Annotated in this window: 17 protein-coding genes; 13 read left to right on the forward strand and 4 right to left on the reverse strand. The window is 48.0% G+C overall.

The genetic code is table 11. The features are described 5' to 3' along the window. Positions 1-188 precede the first annotated feature (188 nt). The 4 genes from EQP46_RS17025 (at position 189) to EQP46_RS17040 (ending at position 4,519) form a co-directional block, all read left to right on the forward strand. Entirely contained in the window at positions 189-2,018 is a 1,830-nt protein-coding gene (locus tag EQP46_RS17025) for a hybrid-cluster NAD(P)-dependent oxidoreductase (protein WP_129494777.1), read from the forward strand. Positions 2,019-2,132: 114 nt separating this feature from the next. Further along, a complete protein-coding gene (locus EQP46_RS17030; protein WP_129494778.1) occupies positions 2,133-2,858 on the forward strand; it encodes a hypothetical protein in 726 nt (241 codons plus the stop codon). A 201-nt stretch (positions 2,859-3,059) separates the two neighbouring features. Then, positions 3,060-4,088 carry a response regulator gene (locus tag EQP46_RS17035; protein WP_167482777.1) on the forward strand — a complete coding sequence of 343 codons (1,029 nt, stop codon included), beginning with the start codon at positions 3,060-3,062 and terminating at the stop codon, positions 4,086-4,088. Between the two features lie 2 nt (positions 4,089-4,090). Then, entirely contained in the window at positions 4,091-4,519 is a 429-nt protein-coding gene (locus EQP46_RS17040) for a PAS domain-containing protein (RefSeq protein WP_129494779.1), read from the forward strand. Positions 4,520-4,635: 116 nt separating this feature from the next. On the opposite strand, the gene EQP46_RS17045 is transcribed toward EQP46_RS17040, so the two are convergent. After that, the gene (locus EQP46_RS17045; protein ID WP_129494780.1) at positions 4,636-5,436 is read right to left on the reverse strand and encodes a M48 family metallopeptidase; all 801 of its coding nucleotides are present in this window, start codon (positions 5,434-5,436) and stop codon (positions 4,636-4,638) included. Positions 5,437-5,663: 227 nt separating this feature from the next. Here EQP46_RS17045 and EQP46_RS17050 point away from each other — a divergent pair, with 227 nt between their 5' ends. From EQP46_RS17050 to EQP46_RS17060, 3 genes are all read left to right on the forward strand, one after another. After that, positions 5,664-6,092: a hotdog fold thioesterase gene (locus tag EQP46_RS17050; protein WP_129494781.1), complete on the forward strand. Its 429-nt coding sequence runs from the start codon at positions 5,664-5,666 to the stop codon at positions 6,090-6,092. A gap of 2 nt (positions 6,093-6,094) precedes the next feature. Further along, positions 6,095-6,325 (forward strand): DUF3389 family protein, encoded by a 231-nt coding sequence (locus EQP46_RS17055; protein ID WP_129494782.1) that lies wholly within the window; start codon positions 6,095-6,097, stop codon positions 6,323-6,325. Positions 6,326-6,414: 89 nt separating this feature from the next. Beyond that, on the forward strand, positions 6,415-6,777 hold the full coding sequence (locus tag EQP46_RS17060; protein WP_129494783.1) for a hypothetical protein: 363 nt from the start codon (positions 6,415-6,417) through the stop codon (positions 6,775-6,777). A gap of 175 nt (positions 6,778-6,952) precedes the next feature. Here the strand turns inward: EQP46_RS17060 and EQP46_RS17065 are convergent, their stop codons facing one another. The 3 genes from EQP46_RS17065 to EQP46_RS17075 all read right to left on the reverse strand — a co-directional run bounded on the left by EQP46_RS17065 (position 6,953) and on the right by EQP46_RS17075 (position 9,474). Further along, positions 6,953-7,768 (reverse strand): DUF2797 domain-containing protein, encoded by an 816-nt coding sequence (locus tag EQP46_RS17065; RefSeq protein ID WP_129494784.1) that lies wholly within the window; start codon positions 7,766-7,768, stop codon positions 6,953-6,955. Positions 7,769-8,030: 262 nt separating this feature from the next. Then, positions 8,031-8,330 carry a hypothetical protein gene (locus tag EQP46_RS17070; RefSeq protein WP_129494785.1) on the reverse strand — a complete coding sequence of 100 codons (300 nt, stop codon included), beginning with the start codon at positions 8,328-8,330 and terminating at the stop codon, positions 8,031-8,033. A 139-nt stretch (positions 8,331-8,469) separates the two neighbouring features. Beyond that, positions 8,470-9,474 (reverse strand): endonuclease/exonuclease/phosphatase family protein, encoded by a 1,005-nt coding sequence (locus tag EQP46_RS17075; protein WP_240671759.1) that lies wholly within the window; start codon positions 9,472-9,474, stop codon positions 8,470-8,472. Positions 9,475-10,069: 595 nt separating this feature from the next. On the opposite strand from EQP46_RS17075, the gene nrdD reads away from it, so the two are divergent. The 6 genes from nrdD (at position 10,070) to EQP46_RS17110 (ending at position 18,326) form a co-directional block, all read left to right on the forward strand. Continuing rightward, the gene (gene nrdD, locus EQP46_RS17085) at positions 10,070-12,190 is read left to right on the forward strand and encodes an anaerobic ribonucleoside-triphosphate reductase (protein ID WP_129494787.1); all 2,121 of its coding nucleotides are present in this window, start codon (positions 10,070-10,072) and stop codon (positions 12,188-12,190) included. Between the two features lie 9 nt (positions 12,191-12,199). Next, positions 12,200-12,670, forward strand: a complete 471-nt coding sequence (nrdG, locus tag EQP46_RS17090; RefSeq protein ID WP_129494788.1) for an anaerobic ribonucleoside-triphosphate reductase-activating protein — start codon at positions 12,200-12,202, stop codon at positions 12,668-12,670. Between the two features lie 189 nt (positions 12,671-12,859). Then, positions 12,860-13,399, forward strand: a complete 540-nt coding sequence (locus EQP46_RS17095) for an ATP-dependent zinc protease family protein (protein WP_129494837.1) — start codon at positions 12,860-12,862, stop codon at positions 13,397-13,399. 159 nt (positions 13,400-13,558) lie between these two features. Further along, a complete protein-coding gene (locus EQP46_RS17100; RefSeq protein ID WP_129494789.1) occupies positions 13,559-14,743 on the forward strand; it encodes an amino acid aminotransferase in 1,185 nt (394 codons plus the stop codon). 290 nt (positions 14,744-15,033) lie between these two features. Continuing rightward, positions 15,034-15,387, forward strand: coding sequence for a hypothetical protein (locus tag EQP46_RS17105; protein WP_194956835.1), 354 nt, complete (start codon positions 15,034-15,036; stop codon positions 15,385-15,387). Positions 15,388-15,545: 158 nt separating this feature from the next. Continuing rightward, entirely contained in the window at positions 15,546-18,326 is a 2,781-nt protein-coding gene (locus EQP46_RS17110; protein WP_129494790.1) for an immune inhibitor A domain-containing protein, read from the forward strand. Positions 18,327-18,686 lie beyond the last annotated feature (360 nt).

Consider the following 18,686-nt stretch of genomic DNA (forward strand, 5'->3'; position numbering starts at 1 on the left):
AACACTTCAATAGTCTTTGGGTTATGCATCACGTATTTTGACCACTTTTTTGACCGATCATTTCCTCTCTTATGTTCTAATTAGCGTTAATACCTAAACAAACTAACGATGCGTGCTGGTTGCAGCGGGATTAGATTGCTGAGTATTGATGTTCAAGGACTAAAAACAGAACAATAAGAGGGGCAAGTGTGAGCGTTAAAATTAATCAAATTAATGTCTATCCCGTAAAATCCATTGCTGGCACATCGCTCAGCAATGCTTGGGTTGAAAAAGTAGGGTTGAGCTTCGATAGACGCTTTATGGTGGCTGACAGCACGGGCAAATTTATTACTGGCAGAACACATCCCATTCTTTCGCAAGTCACGGCATCGCTCCAAGCCAACGGCATCACGCTCACACATCCCACCATGTCGCCGTTAGTCCTCAAATACGCGCAATTTTCTCTGACTGAAGTTAACACCAACGTTTTCAAAGATGAGTTTGCAGGTTATGCGACAACCGCCACAGCTAACGCGTGGTTTAGCCATTTGCTGAGTGGGCAGATGCAATTGTTGTTCACGGGCGAAACATCGTCGCCACGTTTTGGTAAAAAAGCCAATGTGAACGTGAGCTTTGCAGATGGTTTCCCACTGTTGCTCATTTCAGAAGCATCGTTGGCAGCGTTGAATGCGCGCTCGCCTGATCTTCATTCTATGGATCAGTTCCGTACCAACTTGGTTGCTGCGGGCTGTGACGCTTTTGAAGAAGATCGTTGGGCGAAAATTCGCATAGGCACGGTGGAGTTCAGTGTGGATTGTCCGTGCAGCCGCTGCGTGTTCACGACCTTGGATCTCGATAACGGCCGTTTCCGAGCTAATGGCGAACCGATCACCACATTGTCGAAGTTTCGTACTGACAGAGACGGCAATGTTAACTTCGGCATGAACTTGATTGCTTTGAATGAAGGCATGATCCAAGCGGGTGACGACATCGAGGTGTTGGCGTACCGTGACGTCGAAGAGTACGAAGACCTTACCACGCCCAAATTAGAACTTGTGTGCACGGAAACAGAAGCCGTTTCTCGCGATTTCCAAACCTTTTGGTTTGAGCGTACAGAAGGTTTGCTGCCAACATACAAAGCAGGACAACATCTACCTATCGAGCTCGATATCGACGGCAAACGCATCCAGCGCCGTTACACGTTGTCATCGTCACCAACGCGTCCTGAGCGCTTATCCATTTCGGTTAAGCGTGTAGAGGATGGCTTAGTATCGAATTGGCTGCATGATAATGTCATCTCGGGCAGTCGTATCGTTGCTCAACAGCCTGATGGGCAATTCCACCTCAGCGAAGACGCTGATAAACGCAGTGCGTTACTGCTTCTTTCTGGCGGCAGTGGCGTGACGCCCATGATGTCCATGCTAAGAGCGCTTGCGGATACGAATGAAATCGAAGACGTTGTGTTCTTGCATCAATGCAGCACTGAAGCTGACATTCCTTTTGCTGACGAACTCAATACCCTCGCGGAGCAGCATAAAGGGCTCACGGTGATGACCTTGCTCAGCCAACCTTCAGAGCAATGGTCTGGCATGACGGGCAGATTGGATCAAACCCACTTGGCGCTTGTGCCGAAACTGGCGCAGCGAGAAGTGTTTGTGTGTGGCCCGCAAGGCTTTATGGAATCTGCCATGAACCTGCTTGATGTCTTGGGTGTGCCTGAGCCACAACGTCACCAAGAGTTCTTTGGTGCGCCTGCTGGCGCAAACGAGGATGTCGCAGCGGAGGTGAACATTACCATCGAAGGCGAATTCATTCGTGGTGATAATCAGCGTCCTATTTTGGTTCAAGCTGAAGAAGCGGGTATTCCGCTGGAATACAGTTGTCGTGCGGGTGTGTGTGGTTGTTGCAAGATGCGCTTGTTGGATGGCGATGTCGACCAGCCTGATATGCCCGCGCTCTATCCAGGTGAAAAAGAAGAAGGCTTGGTGTTGACGTGTTGTTGTGTACCTAAAGGTGACGTGACGTTGGCAAATATCTAAGGCCAACAGATCTTAAGCAAGACGCCGAAAAATAACGTTTTTTTTCGATAAGCTAACATTTAAGGCTGCCGCATGAGGTATCATTGCGGCAGCTTTTTTATGGGATGAATATGAATGACGAGCGTCAAAACAAAGAACGCAGCGCTACTATTGCTCGGTGCTGCCGCTGGTGGGTTGCTTGCTAGTGCTGTGTGGTTTGATCAGGTGGTTGAATTAGAAAAACAATATGCCGCGTTGAGTAATGATCACACCACACTGTCGAAAGGCATTGAGGCGAAAGATCTAGCGTTGTCTGTGAGCGCATCTCAACACGAGAAAACACAAAGCAACGTTGAAAAGCTGGTTGTTCAGCTGCAGGAAAAAGACAAAGAATTGGCAGAGCTCGAACACAAGATTGCGATGAAAAGCCGTCAGTCTCAATCTCAAAATAGCGAGCAAACGAAAAAGCTGCTGGAAAGTGAAAAAGCGCTGGAAGCCCTGCGCACACGTCTTCAAAACACGGATCGTCTGTATGCTGAACGATTTCGTTTGACGAAAGCCGTGAGTGAATTGAATGAGAACATTCTGAAAGCGAGCCACAAGGCAGAAGCAAGTCAGAAAGCGTGTGATGAATTTAAGAAAGGCAATTCGTGGAATCGCGTTTCACAAGATGACTGCGATACCTACGCCAAAATGAAGAAAGCGGCTGATGACATGATCGAAGAATTCGATGTGATCAGCAGTCAACTGGACAGTGTAAATCGCCAACTTTCTGCGTTTGGCAATTTACCCTTAGTGAGTAAAGAGTCTTCGGAAGAAGAGACCGAAAAAGCGGGCGCTAAGCGGGTGATTTCGAGCTGAAAACTTGGATATGATTTGCGCATATTCAAGTAAATGCATTTGGCTTGGCGATAAACCGCGCAACTCGCACTATGCTTATGAATAAGCGGCGTACTTGTAAGACAGATGCATGATAAATGCGTTATATTTCGCAGGTTTGTTTCTGAATTTTCATAAGATGCATTCAGCATCGACAATAATCGGATAGTGGGAGTAAACACGTTGACGACCCGAATATTGATCACTGATGACTCTGCATTAGCGCGAAAGCAACTTGCGCGTTCTCTTCCTGAACACCTGAATGCTGATGTTACCTTTGCTGAGAATGGCAAAATTGCTATCGAAGCACTGCAATCCCAACCTTTTGATTTGATGTTCCTTGATCTCACGATGCCAGAAATGGACGGATTCCAAACCTTGGAAGCCATGCGTGACCAAAACATTAATGTGCCTGTTTTTGTGGTGTCAGGAGATATTCAGCCAAAAGCGCAACAGCGTGTGTTAGCGCTAGGTGCGCAAGCCTTTGTTAAAAAGCCCGTTTCTCAAGCTGAATTGATTGAGATGCTCGAACCGTATAAAGACGCCGAAAGGGTTCAATCTGTTCCGCAACCTGCAGCGCCTGTTCAAGCTAAATCTGCGCCCGCGAGTGTGAAAGTGGGACGCCGTGAAATGTACATGGAAGTGGTGAATGTGGCGATGGGGCGTGCTGCCGATTCGCTTGCACGCTATTTTGACGTATTCGTTCATATGCCGTTACCGCAAGTGAACGTGTTTGAGGTGAGTGAGCTCGACATGACCATTCGCCACCTTGCGGCAAACGACAATATGTCGGGCATCTGTCAAGGCTTCAGCGGCGAAGGGCTAGCAGGCGAAGCACTGATGTTGATCTCTGATTCTTCAATGAAGGATCTGCTCGGGATTTTGGATTACCCCGACGACGGTTCCATCGACAACGATCTCGAAGTGCTCGTGGATGTCAGCAATGTGCTTATTAGTGCATTCCTAGCCGGCATTGGCGAACAAGCAGGGCTGGTGTTTGCACAAAGCTATCCTGTCATTCTTGGCCAACACATGGATGTCGACAGCTTGGTCGATAACATGCGTGGCACATGGAAGCGCACAGTGACAATAGAAGTGAGTTACGCCATCGATGACACCAACATTAAGTGTGATTTGTTGTTGTTGCTGGTGGACGAATCCTTGCCATTGCTTGACGCGAAATTGGCTTACTTGATGGACGATGAGGATTAACCATGATTGACTCGCCAGAATTTGAACAGTTCAACTGGATGGTCGATATGGTGCAAAATATCGACATGGGGTTGATCGTTGTAGACCGCGATTTCACGGTACACATGTGGAACGGGTTCATGGTTCATCACACAGGAAAGCACCCCAACAAAGTGCAGGGGAAATCGCTGTTTGACGTATTTCCTGAAATTTCTGAAGCGTGGTTCCGCGCAAAATGCAGGCCTGTCTTTGAGCTGAAATGCCGCAGCTTTGTGCTGTGGAAGCAGCGTCCTTACCTGTTTCGCTGCCGCAATGTGCGTCCAATTACAGGACGAGCGAAGTTCATGTACCAGAATGTCACGCTGAACCCAATGGTTAACCTGCGGGGCGAAGTACAACACATGTTTATCTCAGTGGCGGATGTGACTGGCGAAGCGTTGGCGCACGATTAAGCGTGGCTAACACGCGTCTTCTATATTGCGTGTTTGGTGACCAAATAAAAGCAAAAAGCCGATCTCAATAAGATCGGCTTTTTGCTTTCTATTTGCCTGAGGCACGATGTTAGAACTTAAACATTCGGGCGGCCACAGTTTGGGGCTTTTCGGTTCGTGGCGGGTAATGCGTCAATGGCAGCTTGAAGGTCATCAATACGGGTGTCATGGGAAGGGTGCGTAGAAAGAATCTCTGGTGGTGAGCCTTTCGATGCGGTGGCCATGTTTCTCCAAAGCTGAACGCTTTGGTTTGGATCGAACCCGGCTTCATTCATTAACTGCACGCCGATCAAATCAGATTCAGACTCGTGCGCTCGGCTAAACGGCAGCAGAACCCCGACATTAACGCCAAGGCCAAGCCCTTGCATGATCAAGTCTGAATTCGCCGTACCGCTTGCTCCTAGCGCAATGCTGGTAATTTGCAGTGCGCCATTCGCTGCCATCGAACTAGAAACACGCTCACTGCCGTGGTTAGCCATGACATGGCCAATTTCGTGCCCAATTACAGACGCCAATTGATCTTGTGTCCTTGCGACTTTTAGCAACCCTGTGTAAACGCCAATCTTGCCGCCCGGAAGTGCGAATGCGTTTACTTGCGGGCTATCAAAAACGACCACTTCCCACTTTTCAAAATCCGGTTGCGGCGGAGTGACTTTCAAAATGGCATCGGTAACACACTGCACATATTGGTTTGTTTTCGCGTCTTTGCTGATTTTCTCGTTAGATTTCAGCTCGGAGAACGAAGACGCACCCAGCTGCGCCATTTCAGCGCCCGAGACGAGAATGAACTGGTTTCTCCCCGTCGGAGACGTGGAGCAGCTCACGATTAATGCAAGCAATGCGGTGGCTACCGTTGTTTTTAACGCCTTGAATTTCATCTTTCCATTCCCTTGTTTCGCCTTGGGTACATTCTAATCACTCTGCTTATCGGGGCAAGCGGCATGAGCCGCAGAAAGCAGGTCGAACAGATTTCATTTTACGTTTTATTACGACTGAGTTTTTTCTGTTTTTAACGTCTCAAATACCTACAAACCATAGCCGTATCCTTGAGAACGGCGGATAATGCCAACGATAATGATGCAAATAAATCTATCAGGAGCTCGATTTGTCTATTTGGAAAAAAGCCATTTCTCTCGACGGTCTTAACGCTACGTCTAAAAACACCTTGGTTGAGCACCTTGGTATTCAATACACCCATTTTGACGACAACAGCTTAACGGGCACCATGCCTGTCGATTCACGTACACATCAACCTCTGGGAATGTTGCATGGTGGTGCTTCTGTGGTGCTTGCGGAAACGCTGGGTTCGCTCGCAGCCAATATGTGCGTGGAAGAAAATAAGTACTGTGTCGGTCTAGATATCAATGCGAACCATATTCGTGCAATGCGTTCGGGTTTCGTCACGGGTATCGCGACGCCGACTCACTTGGGTGCAACGACGCAGGTTTGGCAAATCGAAATCAGTGATGAACGTGGTCGCCTTGTGTGCACAAGTCGCTTGACCATGGCTGTTCTGCAACACAAAGGGAAATAAGCGTGGTTATTTCAATCCCTGGTGGAAAGGTCGTGGCGACCATGCACGAGATTATGGTAAAGCTCCAAGAGAACCAAATGACGCTGCAGGCGCATACGGATGACATCAGCCTATTGGGTGCGCCATGTATGTTGATCGCCAATGGCGGCACGGTGAATTGGAGTCTTTCGCTGGGTTCAAAAGAGAACATGCAAGCAGTGAGTGATGCCACAGGCATTGCGATTAAAGGCTGATGCAATCCTTGTTTCTTGAACCCGTGAGTATGTAGAAATACAACTATCCATCTAGCGTTTACGTATTTTCGTGGGTTCAAGGAGAGAAAATGACCATATTCAAAACATGCGCAGCGGCTTTATTGCTAAGTTGGTCGCCATTTTTACTGGCAGGAAAAGCGGATGTTATTGATGCAACGCTTTCGCCGTCGGGTGATAGCTACCGTGTTTCTGCAACGGTAAAACATGCTGATGAAGGCTGGGATCATTACGCCGATGCATGGCGCATTGTCACCGCCGACGGCACCGTGCTTGGCACGCGTGAATTGGCGCATCCCCATGTTAACGAGCAACCCTTCACGCGCAGTCTCTCCGGGGTTGTTATCCCTCGTGGGATTGATGAAGTGTATATCGAAGCAAGAGACAGCGTGCATGGTTGGGGTGGTAAGCGAGTTACCTTGTCCGTCAAATAATGACGGTGTCAGTATGAAGGTATTGGTAAAGAGCGATTAAGCGATGTTGAACCATGTTGAATGTCATCAAGCTTACTATCGAGATATTTAGAAAGACTTCAGCCCCAATAAAAAAGCCACCGAACTCGGTGGCTTTGTCTATTTTCAGCCTAAGCGAACGTCATTCGACATTTACTCAATATTCGACATTCACTTCATAGCTCGTGAATTTACGAACGTTAATGACGCCAGTATCAAAGATCAGGTATTGCCCTTTGATACCTTCAAGTACGCCAGATACCACGGGTTCTTTATCAAAATTGTGGGAGACGATTTTGGTTGGATACTGAGTGACAGGGTAACTAATATTCACGATGTCATGGAAGATTGGCTCAATGGCATCGAAACCATATTGAATGCGAAGGCTATACAGCTTGGCATCGATCAATGGGAGCAAGCGTCTCGCTTCCGCTTTCAAATCCAACGGTTCGTTGTCGCCTTTGAGTAGGGCGCGCCAATTGGTTTTGTCTGCCACAAACTCTGCAAGGGCGATTTCTACCAATCCTGACAGATGGCGATTCTTCACCTTAATAATAGGAAGTGCTTGCGTCGCACCCTGATCGATCCAGCGTGTCGGTATTTGGCTCGCGCGGGTGATGCCGACTTTTAGCCCAGAGGTGTTAGACAGATAAACGATGTGGTCTGTCATACAGAACTGCTCACCCCATTCTGGCTCTCGGCATGTGCCTTCTGCGAAGTGACAGGTTTCAGGCTTCATAATGCACATGTCGCACCGCGCAAGTTTCCTCATGCAGGTGAAACAATGCCCTTGGCTAAAACTCTTATTGGTTTTGTTGCCGCAAGCATCGCAATAGATATTGCCTGTGTGCGTCAGGGTGAGTGATTTACCGATAAGGGGTGTTAACTCAACCTGATTTTCGCCGACGAGAAGGGTGTAGCGCACAGTGTCTTCAAGTGCGCTTTTCATTTTGCTCAAAGTACCAGTAATCATGGTTTTATTATTGTTGTCCTTTACGTGGGAGCAGTTTACCAGAAACGGTTGAAAATTTTAGGTTAACAAAACAGCAAACGACATCATTGAGACGTTGGAAGAAAATGATGTTGGAAAAAAATTGAAGAGGTCAGCGTTATGCCAGGGAGCGATGAGGGAGAAGTTCAGTGCGAAGAAAGGGGCAATAAAAAACCGATGAAACGTGCGCACATTTCACCGGTCTAGAAATTCATGTGTTTGAGTGCCGCGTTAACGCTGAGATTTAGCGCTTCACAATGCCGCTGTTTAAGTCGACATACAGAGAGAGCGACACAATCAGCACATTTTTTTCAATATCTTCATTAATATCGTCGATCACAAACAAGTCAGCATCGGAGTCCGCCGTGTTGTTTTCGGCGAGTTGAATGATGTCTTGTTGGATATCACCATAAACCGTCAGTTCTTCGACTTTTTCATAGTGTCCGTAATCCAGTAACGCAGCAGGAGCAAGTTCGGGTTTCGCCATCGCAGAAGTAGAGGCGACAAGGGTGGCGGCAAGCAGGGGCAAAGTAAAAAAACGCATTTGGATGGTCCATCATTCTTAGTATTGGCAAAATTTTGCCATACCAAATTTTCTATATGTCAGTGGTGAGTCAGAATCGTTTTATTTTGCGGTAAAAAAAGTGACTTTTATGGAACAGCACTGAAATGTTTGGGGTAACTCACATTTCTACAAGGATCGGGCAATGATCCGAGAGTCTGTAGGTCGCGACAGCATGGTAGGAGTACTGATACTGCTTCGTTTTAGGCGGGTTTTCTACCGTAATAGCCCCTGGGCTGGCAATGATGTGGTCGATCAGTTTTCTATAAACAACATGCTCCCAACGCTTGGTCCGATAGTTATATTTACGGGCTTTACACTTGCTTTGCGTATTCTGTGTCAGATTTACGACGTTCTCTTCGCCCACTTCTTTGATGAGCGCCTTCCACACCCATTCGTTTTTCTCATTTAAGTAGTGGTTAAAATCACCCGCAATCACAAACTCTTCGTTCAACTTTGTGCGTGTGTTAATCCAAACGGAAAGGGCTTCGATTTGACGATCGAGTTTCTTACAGCTGTTGTTACGGCGGACGGGGGTTTCAAAGCAGCCTGATTTTAGGTGAATGGAGAGCAAATGCAGTGGCGGTTCGCCTTCACGTTCTACTTCTATGTATGCGCCGTAGCGTAAATCACCGTCAGAAAGGAAGGTAGGAAGACCAAGCGGCTTGTAGTCCGGGTGATCAATCACAGAGATGCCTTTTCTGACGGCCCAACCTGTGAATTGACCACTGCCGCGGCTGCGCTTAAATCGCGCTTTTCTGTCCGAGAAATAGATATTGTACTCGTTGATATCCAGTACTTTCGCCAGCACGTCGACAGAATCAACTTCTTGGAACGCAATGAGATCGGCATTTATCACGGAAGACACGGTTTTCAACATCAAGTAATCGTCTTTAGTGCGCTTACTTTGAATCATGTCGTTCTTGTCGGAAAGCCATTCCATATTCCATGTGGCGATAGAGAGTGAGGCGTGGGCAGGGCGCATGAAAAAGAGTGATAACAGGGCGAAAGCGAGTACGACCATGTATCGCGATTTAGGTGCGTTTATAGCTTGCCAAGAACAGGCAATAGCAGACGGGAAGATGCCGTTGCTTAAACAGCTTCTTTCGGTGTGACTAAAACGCATAAAAGTCGTGTTTCTCTATTTATTATCTTCTTCATTCCGATGAGAGCAAACCACAGCTTCTCAATTGCTTTGACCCTGAACAACCTCGTCGAACCTAGCGCTTGATTCTGTATCCGGCGTCTTTAGGTTACTTGGGGTCATGGGGCGATAGTAGTGCATACAGTATACGATGTTTTTTCAATCTGACATTTTTGCGCTGTACGTTGTACTTTTTTACAGGCTTTTCTCAAATATTGAAGCTTATCCGCACTAATCGAATAGATAAAAAACGCATCCTATTTGGCTATGATCTAAATCAATGTATTTGTCCCTACGTGATCGTCTAATGCACCACATATTGTAGCTGTCACTATCAACTTGCCCATATTTGGTATTTGTTGACGGGTTGGACACTAACGTGATAAGCACCATGTTCCCGCAAAAATAGCAGAAAAAATGCTGTTAATTGCCGGCATTTTGTGTGTATCGCATGACAACCTCAGTGACTGAGTGATTTAGGTACGTAAATGCCGCGCCTTTCCTTAATCAGGCGGGCATTGCCGTTTTCTCTTTTCAGTTACAGGGTGTATTAGGACTATTCGTTGAGGAGTTTTTTGTGAAACCTGTTGTCATCAAACGTGATGGATGTCGTGTGCCATTCCAACGTCAACGCATTGAAGATGCGGTCATTAGTGCTGCACATAATATCGAAGACATGGATCGCGCCTATGCAGCGGCTGTTGCAGACGGCGTTCTGGCGCAATTTATGCGTGTAGACGAAGTTGATATCCATCAGATCCAAGATGCAGTCGAAAACCATTTGATGGCAGGTCCACATAAAGCGGTCGCGCGTGCATACATTGAATACCGTCATGATCGTGACAGCATTCGCGAGCGCAAAAGTCGCCTAAACCATGAAATCCGTGGTTTGGTTGAGCAGACTAACTCAGACATCCTCAATGAAAACGCGAACAAAGACAGCAAAGTTATCCCAACACAGCGTGATTTGTTGGCGGGTATCGTGGCGAAACACTACGCCACCCAATACATGTTACCAAAATCGGTTGTTCGCGCGCACGAGCAAGGCGATATCCACTATCACGATTTGGACTATGCCCCGTTCTTCCCAATGTTTAACTGCATGCTGATCGACCTTGAAGGCATGTTGACCAAAGGGTTCAAGATGGGTAATGCGGAAATTGATCAACCTAAATCAATTTCAACGGCAACGGCGGTTACCGCACAAATCATCGCACAAGTGGCGAGCCACATTTATGGCGGCACAACGATCAACCGCATCGACGAAACCCTCGCACCGTATGTAGAAATCAGTTACGAAAAACACCTTGCTGTTGCGCGTGAGTGGAACATTGCTGATGCAGAAAGCTATGCAGAATCACGCACTGAGAAAGAGTGTTACGACGCGTTCCAATCGCTCGAATATGAAGTAAACACCCTGCATACCGCAAACGGACAAACGCCGTTTGTTACATTTGGTTTTGGTTTGGGAGAATCATGGGCAGCGCGCATGATCCAGTCTTCGATTCTGAAAAATCGCATCGCGGGATTGGGCAAAAATCGCAAGACCGCAGTATTCCCGAAATTGGTCTTCAGCGTAAAAGCGGGCTTGAACCTGAAAGACGGTGAGCCGAACTACGACATCAAGAAATTGGCATTGGAATGTGCGTCTAAGCGCATGTATCCAGACATCTTGAATTACGATCGCGTGGTGGAAGTAACGGGGTCATTCAAAACCCCAATGGGTTGCCGTAGCTTCTTGTCAGCGTATGAGGAAAATGGCGAGCTGATCCACGAGGGACGTAACAACCTTGGTGTGATCAGCCTGAACTTGCCGCGCATTGCTATTCGTGCAAATGGCTGTGAGAAAACCTTCTACAAACTGCTGGATGAAGTGATGGCGGTTGCGCGTGAAGGTTTGGATTCACGCATTGCTCGCTTAGATGGTGTGAAGGCGCGTGTTGCACCGATCCTTTATATGGAAGGCGCGTGTGGCGTTCGCTTGAATGCGGATGACAACATCAGCGAGATTTTCAAAAATGGCCGTTCTTCGATTTCAATGGGCTACATCGGCCTGCATGAAACCATGAACGCGCTGTATGGCACTGAGCAGCATGTGTACGATTCACCAGAATTGCGCGAGAAAGCCATTGCCATTATTCAGCACATGAAAGCCGCGACAGATCGCTGGAAAGACGAAACCGGCTATGGGTTCAGCCTTTACAGCACGCCGAGTGAAAACTTGTGCAGCCGTTTCTGCAAAATCGACACAAAAGAATTTGGTTTGGTTGATGGTGTCACGGACAAAGGTTACTACACCAACAGCTTCCACCTCGATGTAGAGAAAAGCGTTAACCCGTACGACAAGATCGACTTTGAAATGCCTTATCCGCCAATCGCGAACGGTGGTTTCATTTGTTACGGTGAATACCCGAATATTCAGCACAACGTTGAAGCACTCGAAAACGTGTGGGATTACAGCTACGAGCGTGTGCCTTACTACGGCACTAACACACCGATTGATGAATGTTACGAATGTGGCTTCATGGGTGAGTTTGAATGTTCGAGCAAAGGTTTTGTCTGCCCGAGTTGTGGCAACCACGACTCAACCAAAGTATCTGTAACACGCCGTGTTTGTGGTTACCTTGGTAGCCCAGATGCACGTCCGTTTAACGACGGCAAGCAAGAAGAAGTAAAACGTCGCGTTAAACACATGTAAGGCTGAGTCATGAACTTCCATCAATATTATCCGGTTGACGTCGTCAACGGCGAAGGAACGCGTTGTACCTTGTTTGTTGCAGGGTGTGAGCACCAATGTCGAGGCTGCTATAACCAATCTACTTGGTCGCTGAATTCAGGGCAGGTATTTGATAAGCAAATGGAAGATCGTGTGATTGCTGACTTGAATGATACACGTATCAAACGCAGAGGATTGTCGCTCAGTGGCGGCGATCCCCTTCATCCTGCCAATGTGCCAGCGGTACTTGCGTTGGTGAAGCGTGTGCGTGCTGAATGTGAAGGCAAAGACATCTGGTTATGGTCTGGGTATGAGCTTGCGAATTTAACGCAAGAACAGCAGGCTGTGATTGATCTCGTTGACGTGATGATAGACGGCAAATATGAAAAAGAATTGGCGAGTCCGTCGTTACCTTGGCGTGGCAGTGCTAACCAAGTGATTCATCGTTTGACACTCGTCTAACAATTCTTATTGATACATATCATAAGCTTAATGCCGCTCACTCAGCGGCATTTTTTATGCCAGCCGAATAAGGTCAACAGACCTTAGTCATCGAGTTTGATATTATATACTGTTGAACATTCACTCGATTCAGCATTGTCTTCGCACTAAGGACACCGAATGAAACGACATAACCTGCAACGAAGCAGAATGGCGCTGTGCAAGTTTGCCTTCTTCTCTTTGCTTGCCTTGGCTTTCGCTAGCCCCTTTTCTGTTTCGCACGCCGCGACCGACTCTCCGGTTTATGAACATGCATCTGACGGCAAATTGTTGCTCGGAGAAAAAGAATGGGTGAAAGTTGACACCATTGGCGTGGTTGCCAAAGCGCGTGTAGATACGGGCGCAACAACCTCGTCAATCAGCGCCGTCGACATCAAACCCTTCGAACGCGATGGGAAGAAATGGGTTAAATTTCGCTTGGCGCATGACAACAAAGAAAGTGATGTGCTGGAATCTCGCGTTGTCCGCACTGTGCGCATCATTCAATCGAGCGCGGAAGGGTATGATCGTCGCTACGTTGTCGCATTACCAATCACCATTGGGGACGTGACAGAGAAGACGGAGTTCACCTTGCGTGACAGACATCATCTCAACTTTCCCGTTCTTCTCGGGCGTACCTATTTGAAGGGGACGGCACTTGTCGATGTTAGCCGAAAATTCGTTCAACCCAAACCTAACGCGACGCGGTAAAACCTCACCTGTCGATTAAAATGTCAACACGTCTGTAAACGTGTAAAGCGAGCGCAACGGTAATGATTACCTTTGCGCTTTTTTGATTTGCGCTTCGCGCATGTTCTAGTAATGTAGACGCATCACGTTTTAAATAGCCGTTAAATAAGGAAGTTACCCATGCTAGATCTGCTCACTCCGGCGCAACAAGATCCGATTTTGTCACTCTCCATTGCTTACCGACAAGATACGCGTACGGACAAAATGGATCTTGGGATTGGCGTATACAAGGATAGCCAAGGCAATACCCCGATCATGCAAGCGGTGAAGGTGGCTCAGCAGCAACTTGCCAATGAGCAGACAACGAAGAGTTATGTTGGTCTTGCTGGCAACGAAGCCTTCAATCAGGCAATGACCGATTTGTTGCTCAAAGACACTGACGGTTATCAGCGCTGCGCGACATTGCAAACACCCGGCGCGAGCGGTGCATTGCGCATGCTGGCTGATCTGATGTTCCTTGCGAAACCTGTTACCACGGTTTGGATCAGCGATCCGAGTTACGTCAATCACAAACCTGTCATGGAAGCGGCAGGTCTGACGGTGAAGTTTTATCCATACTTTAATGCTGCGACCAAGCAGGTTGATGCGGATGCCATGCTCGATGCGCTGTCTAAAGCCGGCTCTGATGATGTGGTTCTTCTTCATGGTTGTTGCCACAACCCAACAGGCGCAGACATTCGTCCTGAGCATTGGCAGGCGATCAATGAACTTGCTCAGAAGAACGGTTTCACGCCATTCGTTGATATCGCGTACCAAGGTTTTGGTGCGGGATTAGAAGAAGATGCGCAAGGTTTGCGTTTGCTGGCCGATTCCGTGGAAGAAATGCTGATCGCCACCTCTTGCTCTAAGAACTTCGGTTTGTACCGTGAACGGACAGGTGCCGCCATTGTGATTGGTAAGAATGCGCAGGAAGCCATGAACGCGAAAGGGCGCGTGCTTCAATTGGCGCGTGCAACATACACCATGCCACCTGATCATGGTGCAGCTATTGTAGAAACGATCCTCACCAGCGACGCACTCACACAACAGTGGCGCTCAGAACTCGACGCGATGCGCGGTCGTATTGTGTCTCTACGTGAAACGCTGTGTACGTCTCTGGCTGAGCGTTGTGGTGACAACCGTTTTGATTTCATCAAGCAGCACCAAGGCATGTTCTCTATGCTGGGTTTGTCGCCTGAGCAAATTGGCAAACTGCGTGATGAGTTTGGTATCTATGCGGTGGGTGATAGCCGTATTAATGTCGCGGGTCTGACTGAATCGCGCATTGACTACCTTGCAGACGCATTGGTGAAAGTGTCTTCGTAAAACGCTTTTTACTCTTTGCCTCTTCGTGGTGCTATTGCGTGTTTGAATGCACGCCATATCAATGTAAAAGCCAGCTTCGTGCTGGCTTTTTTGCCTTTGAAGGTTAAAAACAGCGTGTGCCAAAACGAGGTATGTCAGCAAGGGCGGGGATTCTCATCATGCAGTCACGGTCGTTTTACCTGTGCATATATTTTGGTAAAAGATCCCAGTTCTCATTTTTGACCTACAACCCTGACAGTGCGTTGTGACTATATTTCCATATATCCTGTTAAGTAATCCATATGGTCACTATGTCAGCTCGCTCCTGCTGGTTTTCAGCTTCTTTCCTATTTCGATGCGCGCTGGTGGGTGTGTGTTACTGCTCAGTACTGTTTAATATTTCTAATGCGCAATTGACGGCGAATGCAGAGACGCAAGAAACCACATCTGACCATCCATCCAGTAAAGAAGAGCAAGAATCAGCGGTTATTCTCTCTTCCGCCAATGAAGAAAAGGTGCTGACGTATTTAGAAGGCATCGGGCTCATCACCCCTGAAATGAGTGACCAGGAAAAGCAACATATTCTCCAAGACTATCTAAGCCCATCTCACGAGTTTGATCTTAGAAAACACAAGCCTCCGACTGTGAATGTGACGTCTCAATGAAAAGCGCCTAAGGCACCGTGTCATCGTTTCAATACTTTTCATTGAGGTTGGATGTTTGCTGCTGAAACAGCGAAATGCCTATGTTGGCAAGGTGAACAGGCAGCAGTTGCTGTGATCTGTTCATGACAACTCGTTCGAAAAAGAGGACATTCTGGCATATGAACACCGTCAAACACCTCGCACTTGTTGTGGTAGTCAGTGCATCCATGTCATCGGTAAGTGCACATACGCCGTTTGACCTCTCTATCATCAATGAAGAAAAAGTGATCGCCTACTTAAAGCGAACGGGTGTGCTGGCGGACAACGCATCACCAGAGGAGATTCAGAAAGCCCTCGACGCCTATTTGGGCGGTACTCAGCCTTTAGATGATGGCGTGTTTGCCAAGAAGAAATTAGAAAATCGTCAACACATTCTGAAAAGAAAAGCACAGCTAGAAGCGCCAGCTGAAACGACAAAGCGGTTTTCATTTCTACGTTCCGCTCCGACTACGCGTACCGACCGCGTGTTGGCCATTCTGATAGATTTTCCCGATCTGCCTGTCGATAACAATCAGCTCGCGCCGCAACATACCGACATGTTCTATGACAGCTATCCTGCTTCGCATTATCAGGATCTCTTGTTTGGTGATGAATACACAGGGCCAAACGGTGAATCTTTGATCACAATGCGTCAGTACTACGAGCAAGAATCCGGTGGCAGCTACAGCGTTGCGGGGGCGGTGGGGGGCTGGTATCGCGCGCAGCATCCAGCGGCATATTACGGCGCACACACTGATTCCGGTGCAAAAGATGCCAACGCCAGAGCGTTGGTAAAAGAAGCGCTCGATGCGCTGGTTCAAGATGGCACGATTAACCTTGCTGACTATGATAACGAAGACCGGTATGACGTTGATAATGATGGTGACTTTTTTGAACCTGACGGTGTTATCGACCACTTAATGATCTTTCATTCGTCTGTTGGCGAGGAGGCAGGGGGAGGTGCGATCGGACAAGATGCCATTTGGTCGCACCGTTGGAATCTCCCTGCCGTTTATGAGCTAGAAGGCACCGAAAGCGGTTTATCCCATTGGAACGGAAAATACGCCGCTTACGATTACACCATGCAGCCGATTGACGCCGCAGCGGGTGTTGCCGCGCATGAATATGCGCATGATTTGGGCTTGCCTGATGAATATGATACTCAATATTCGGGCGAGGGTGAGCCTGTGTCGTCTTGGTCGATAATGTCTTCTGGATCGTGGGCAGGGAAAATCCCAGGCTCGGAACCTGTTGCGTTCAGTGCGTGGGCGAAAGAGTTTCTATATGCCCAAATGGGTGGGAACTGGCTAGAGGCTGTCACCTATTCCTTGAATGATTTAGCGGGTCAAACGCAAACAGTACGACTTGCTGAAACCGTCGAAAACAACGACGGCACGAACCATGTGCGCATCAACCTACCAAACAAAGAAGTCGTAGAAATTCTGCCTTATGCGGGAGAGTACCAGTATTACTCTGGCAAAGGAGACGATTTGCACAGCAGCATGTCAGTAGAAGTGGCGCTGCCCACCGCAGAAGCCATCTCACTCTCCTTCGATGCGCATTATGACGTGGAACCTGATTACGACTTCGCCCGCGTACTCATCAATGGTGAGCCCATTTCAGGCAATATCACCACGTACGATGATCCGCTAGGTTCCGGCCTAGTACCTGCCGTTCACAGCTATTCCAAAGATCACCCAGATAACGTCAATGGCTGGGTGCCTGCGGTGTTTGATTTGTCAGCGTATTCGGGGCAAACCGTAACACTCACGTTTGAGTACATCACCGATGGGGGCTGGGTTGAACAGGGGTTTTACGCAGACAACATTTTGGTGGTTGCTGACGGAGACACCGTGCTGTCAGACGATGCTGAATCTGACAGCACCTTTGCCTTTAACGGCTACAGCAAGAATGACGGCGTTGGGTATTACGCGCATTACTACATGCTTCAATGGCGAAGCCATACGGGGGTTGATGAAGGGTTAAAGAACCTCCAACGCAGTGGCGACCGCTGGCAGTATGAGCCGGGTTTGGTGGTGTGGTATGCCGACGATTCATACTCTGATAACTGGGTAGGGCAACACCCTGGAAAAGGGTGGCTCGGCGTGGTTGATGCTGACCAGTTTGCTCTTACATGGACAGATCACGGCGAATCGGCATCGACCAAATATCAGATCCGTGATGCCGTCTTTAGCTTGCAAGACCAAGCACCTATTGACGTCAGTTTTGACGACACTGGCACCTTGATTGACGACGCATTGAATGCAAACCCAACGTTTGATGATCGCGGCGATTACTCCAATCCCAAACAGCCTGACGCTGGCCGAATTGTGCCCCAATACGGCCTCAGTATTACTGTGGTAGAGCAAGCGGAAGACAATCACTTTGGCGTTGTCGAAATTACGCTAGATGATGATGCGCCCACGGCGTCATTCAGCGCTGCCATCGAGGGCAATGAAGTGATTTTCATCGATCAATCGAACGACAAAGAAGGGGCCATTGCACAGTGGGCTTGGGATTTTGGCGATGGTTACCGCTCGAGTGAGCAGCATCCCGTTCATGTGTATTCGCAAGGCGGCATCTATTCCGTGTCATTGACGGTGACAGATGCGTTTGGGCAGACAGACACAGACACGCAACGTGTGACGCTAAACGTTGCCCCAGAAGCTGATTTTGATGTGATTCAAGTGGGGAAATGGGCGCTATTTATCTCAGCTTCGACAGATAGCGATGGCGATATCAACAAATACCACTGGAATTTCGGTGATGGGAGGAAGGCAACATCCTCAGTGGGCATGGTATGGCACACCTACAGAAAGCGGGGCAAGTACGACGTGACACACACGGTGACGGATGATTTAGGAGGAACGGACTCTGAAACCAAGAAAATTAGCGTGAAGAAATGGAAATGGTGGTGGTAGTCGGGGGGGACTTATACCCAAACAACCTGAAGATGCAGGATTCAGCGAGGTTTCCTGACGTTATGATCTAGGCGTCCCTTTGCCGATGTAGTGATCTCCATCAAAAAGGGATAACACCGAGCATGGCGTCAGTAAACTCGCCCGAAGGGAGGCCCTCAGTGCGTCCACTTCATCGTTAAATTCCTGTGAAATAGAATGACTATTCCTACAAGAATTTGCCTTGAACTGAACGCACTGATGGCCTCTGACATCGAGCATCTTCAGGTTGTTTGGGTATAACTACCAAACATCTATATGTCATTTTTCTAATATAAAAAAGCCAGCATGTTTATGCTGGCTTTTTAGTTTCTGATTTTGGAA

Source organism: Enterovibrio baiacu, from assembly GCF_004120195.1.
Classification (GTDB): Bacteria; Pseudomonadota; Gammaproteobacteria; order Enterobacterales; family Vibrionaceae; genus Enterovibrio; species Enterovibrio baiacui.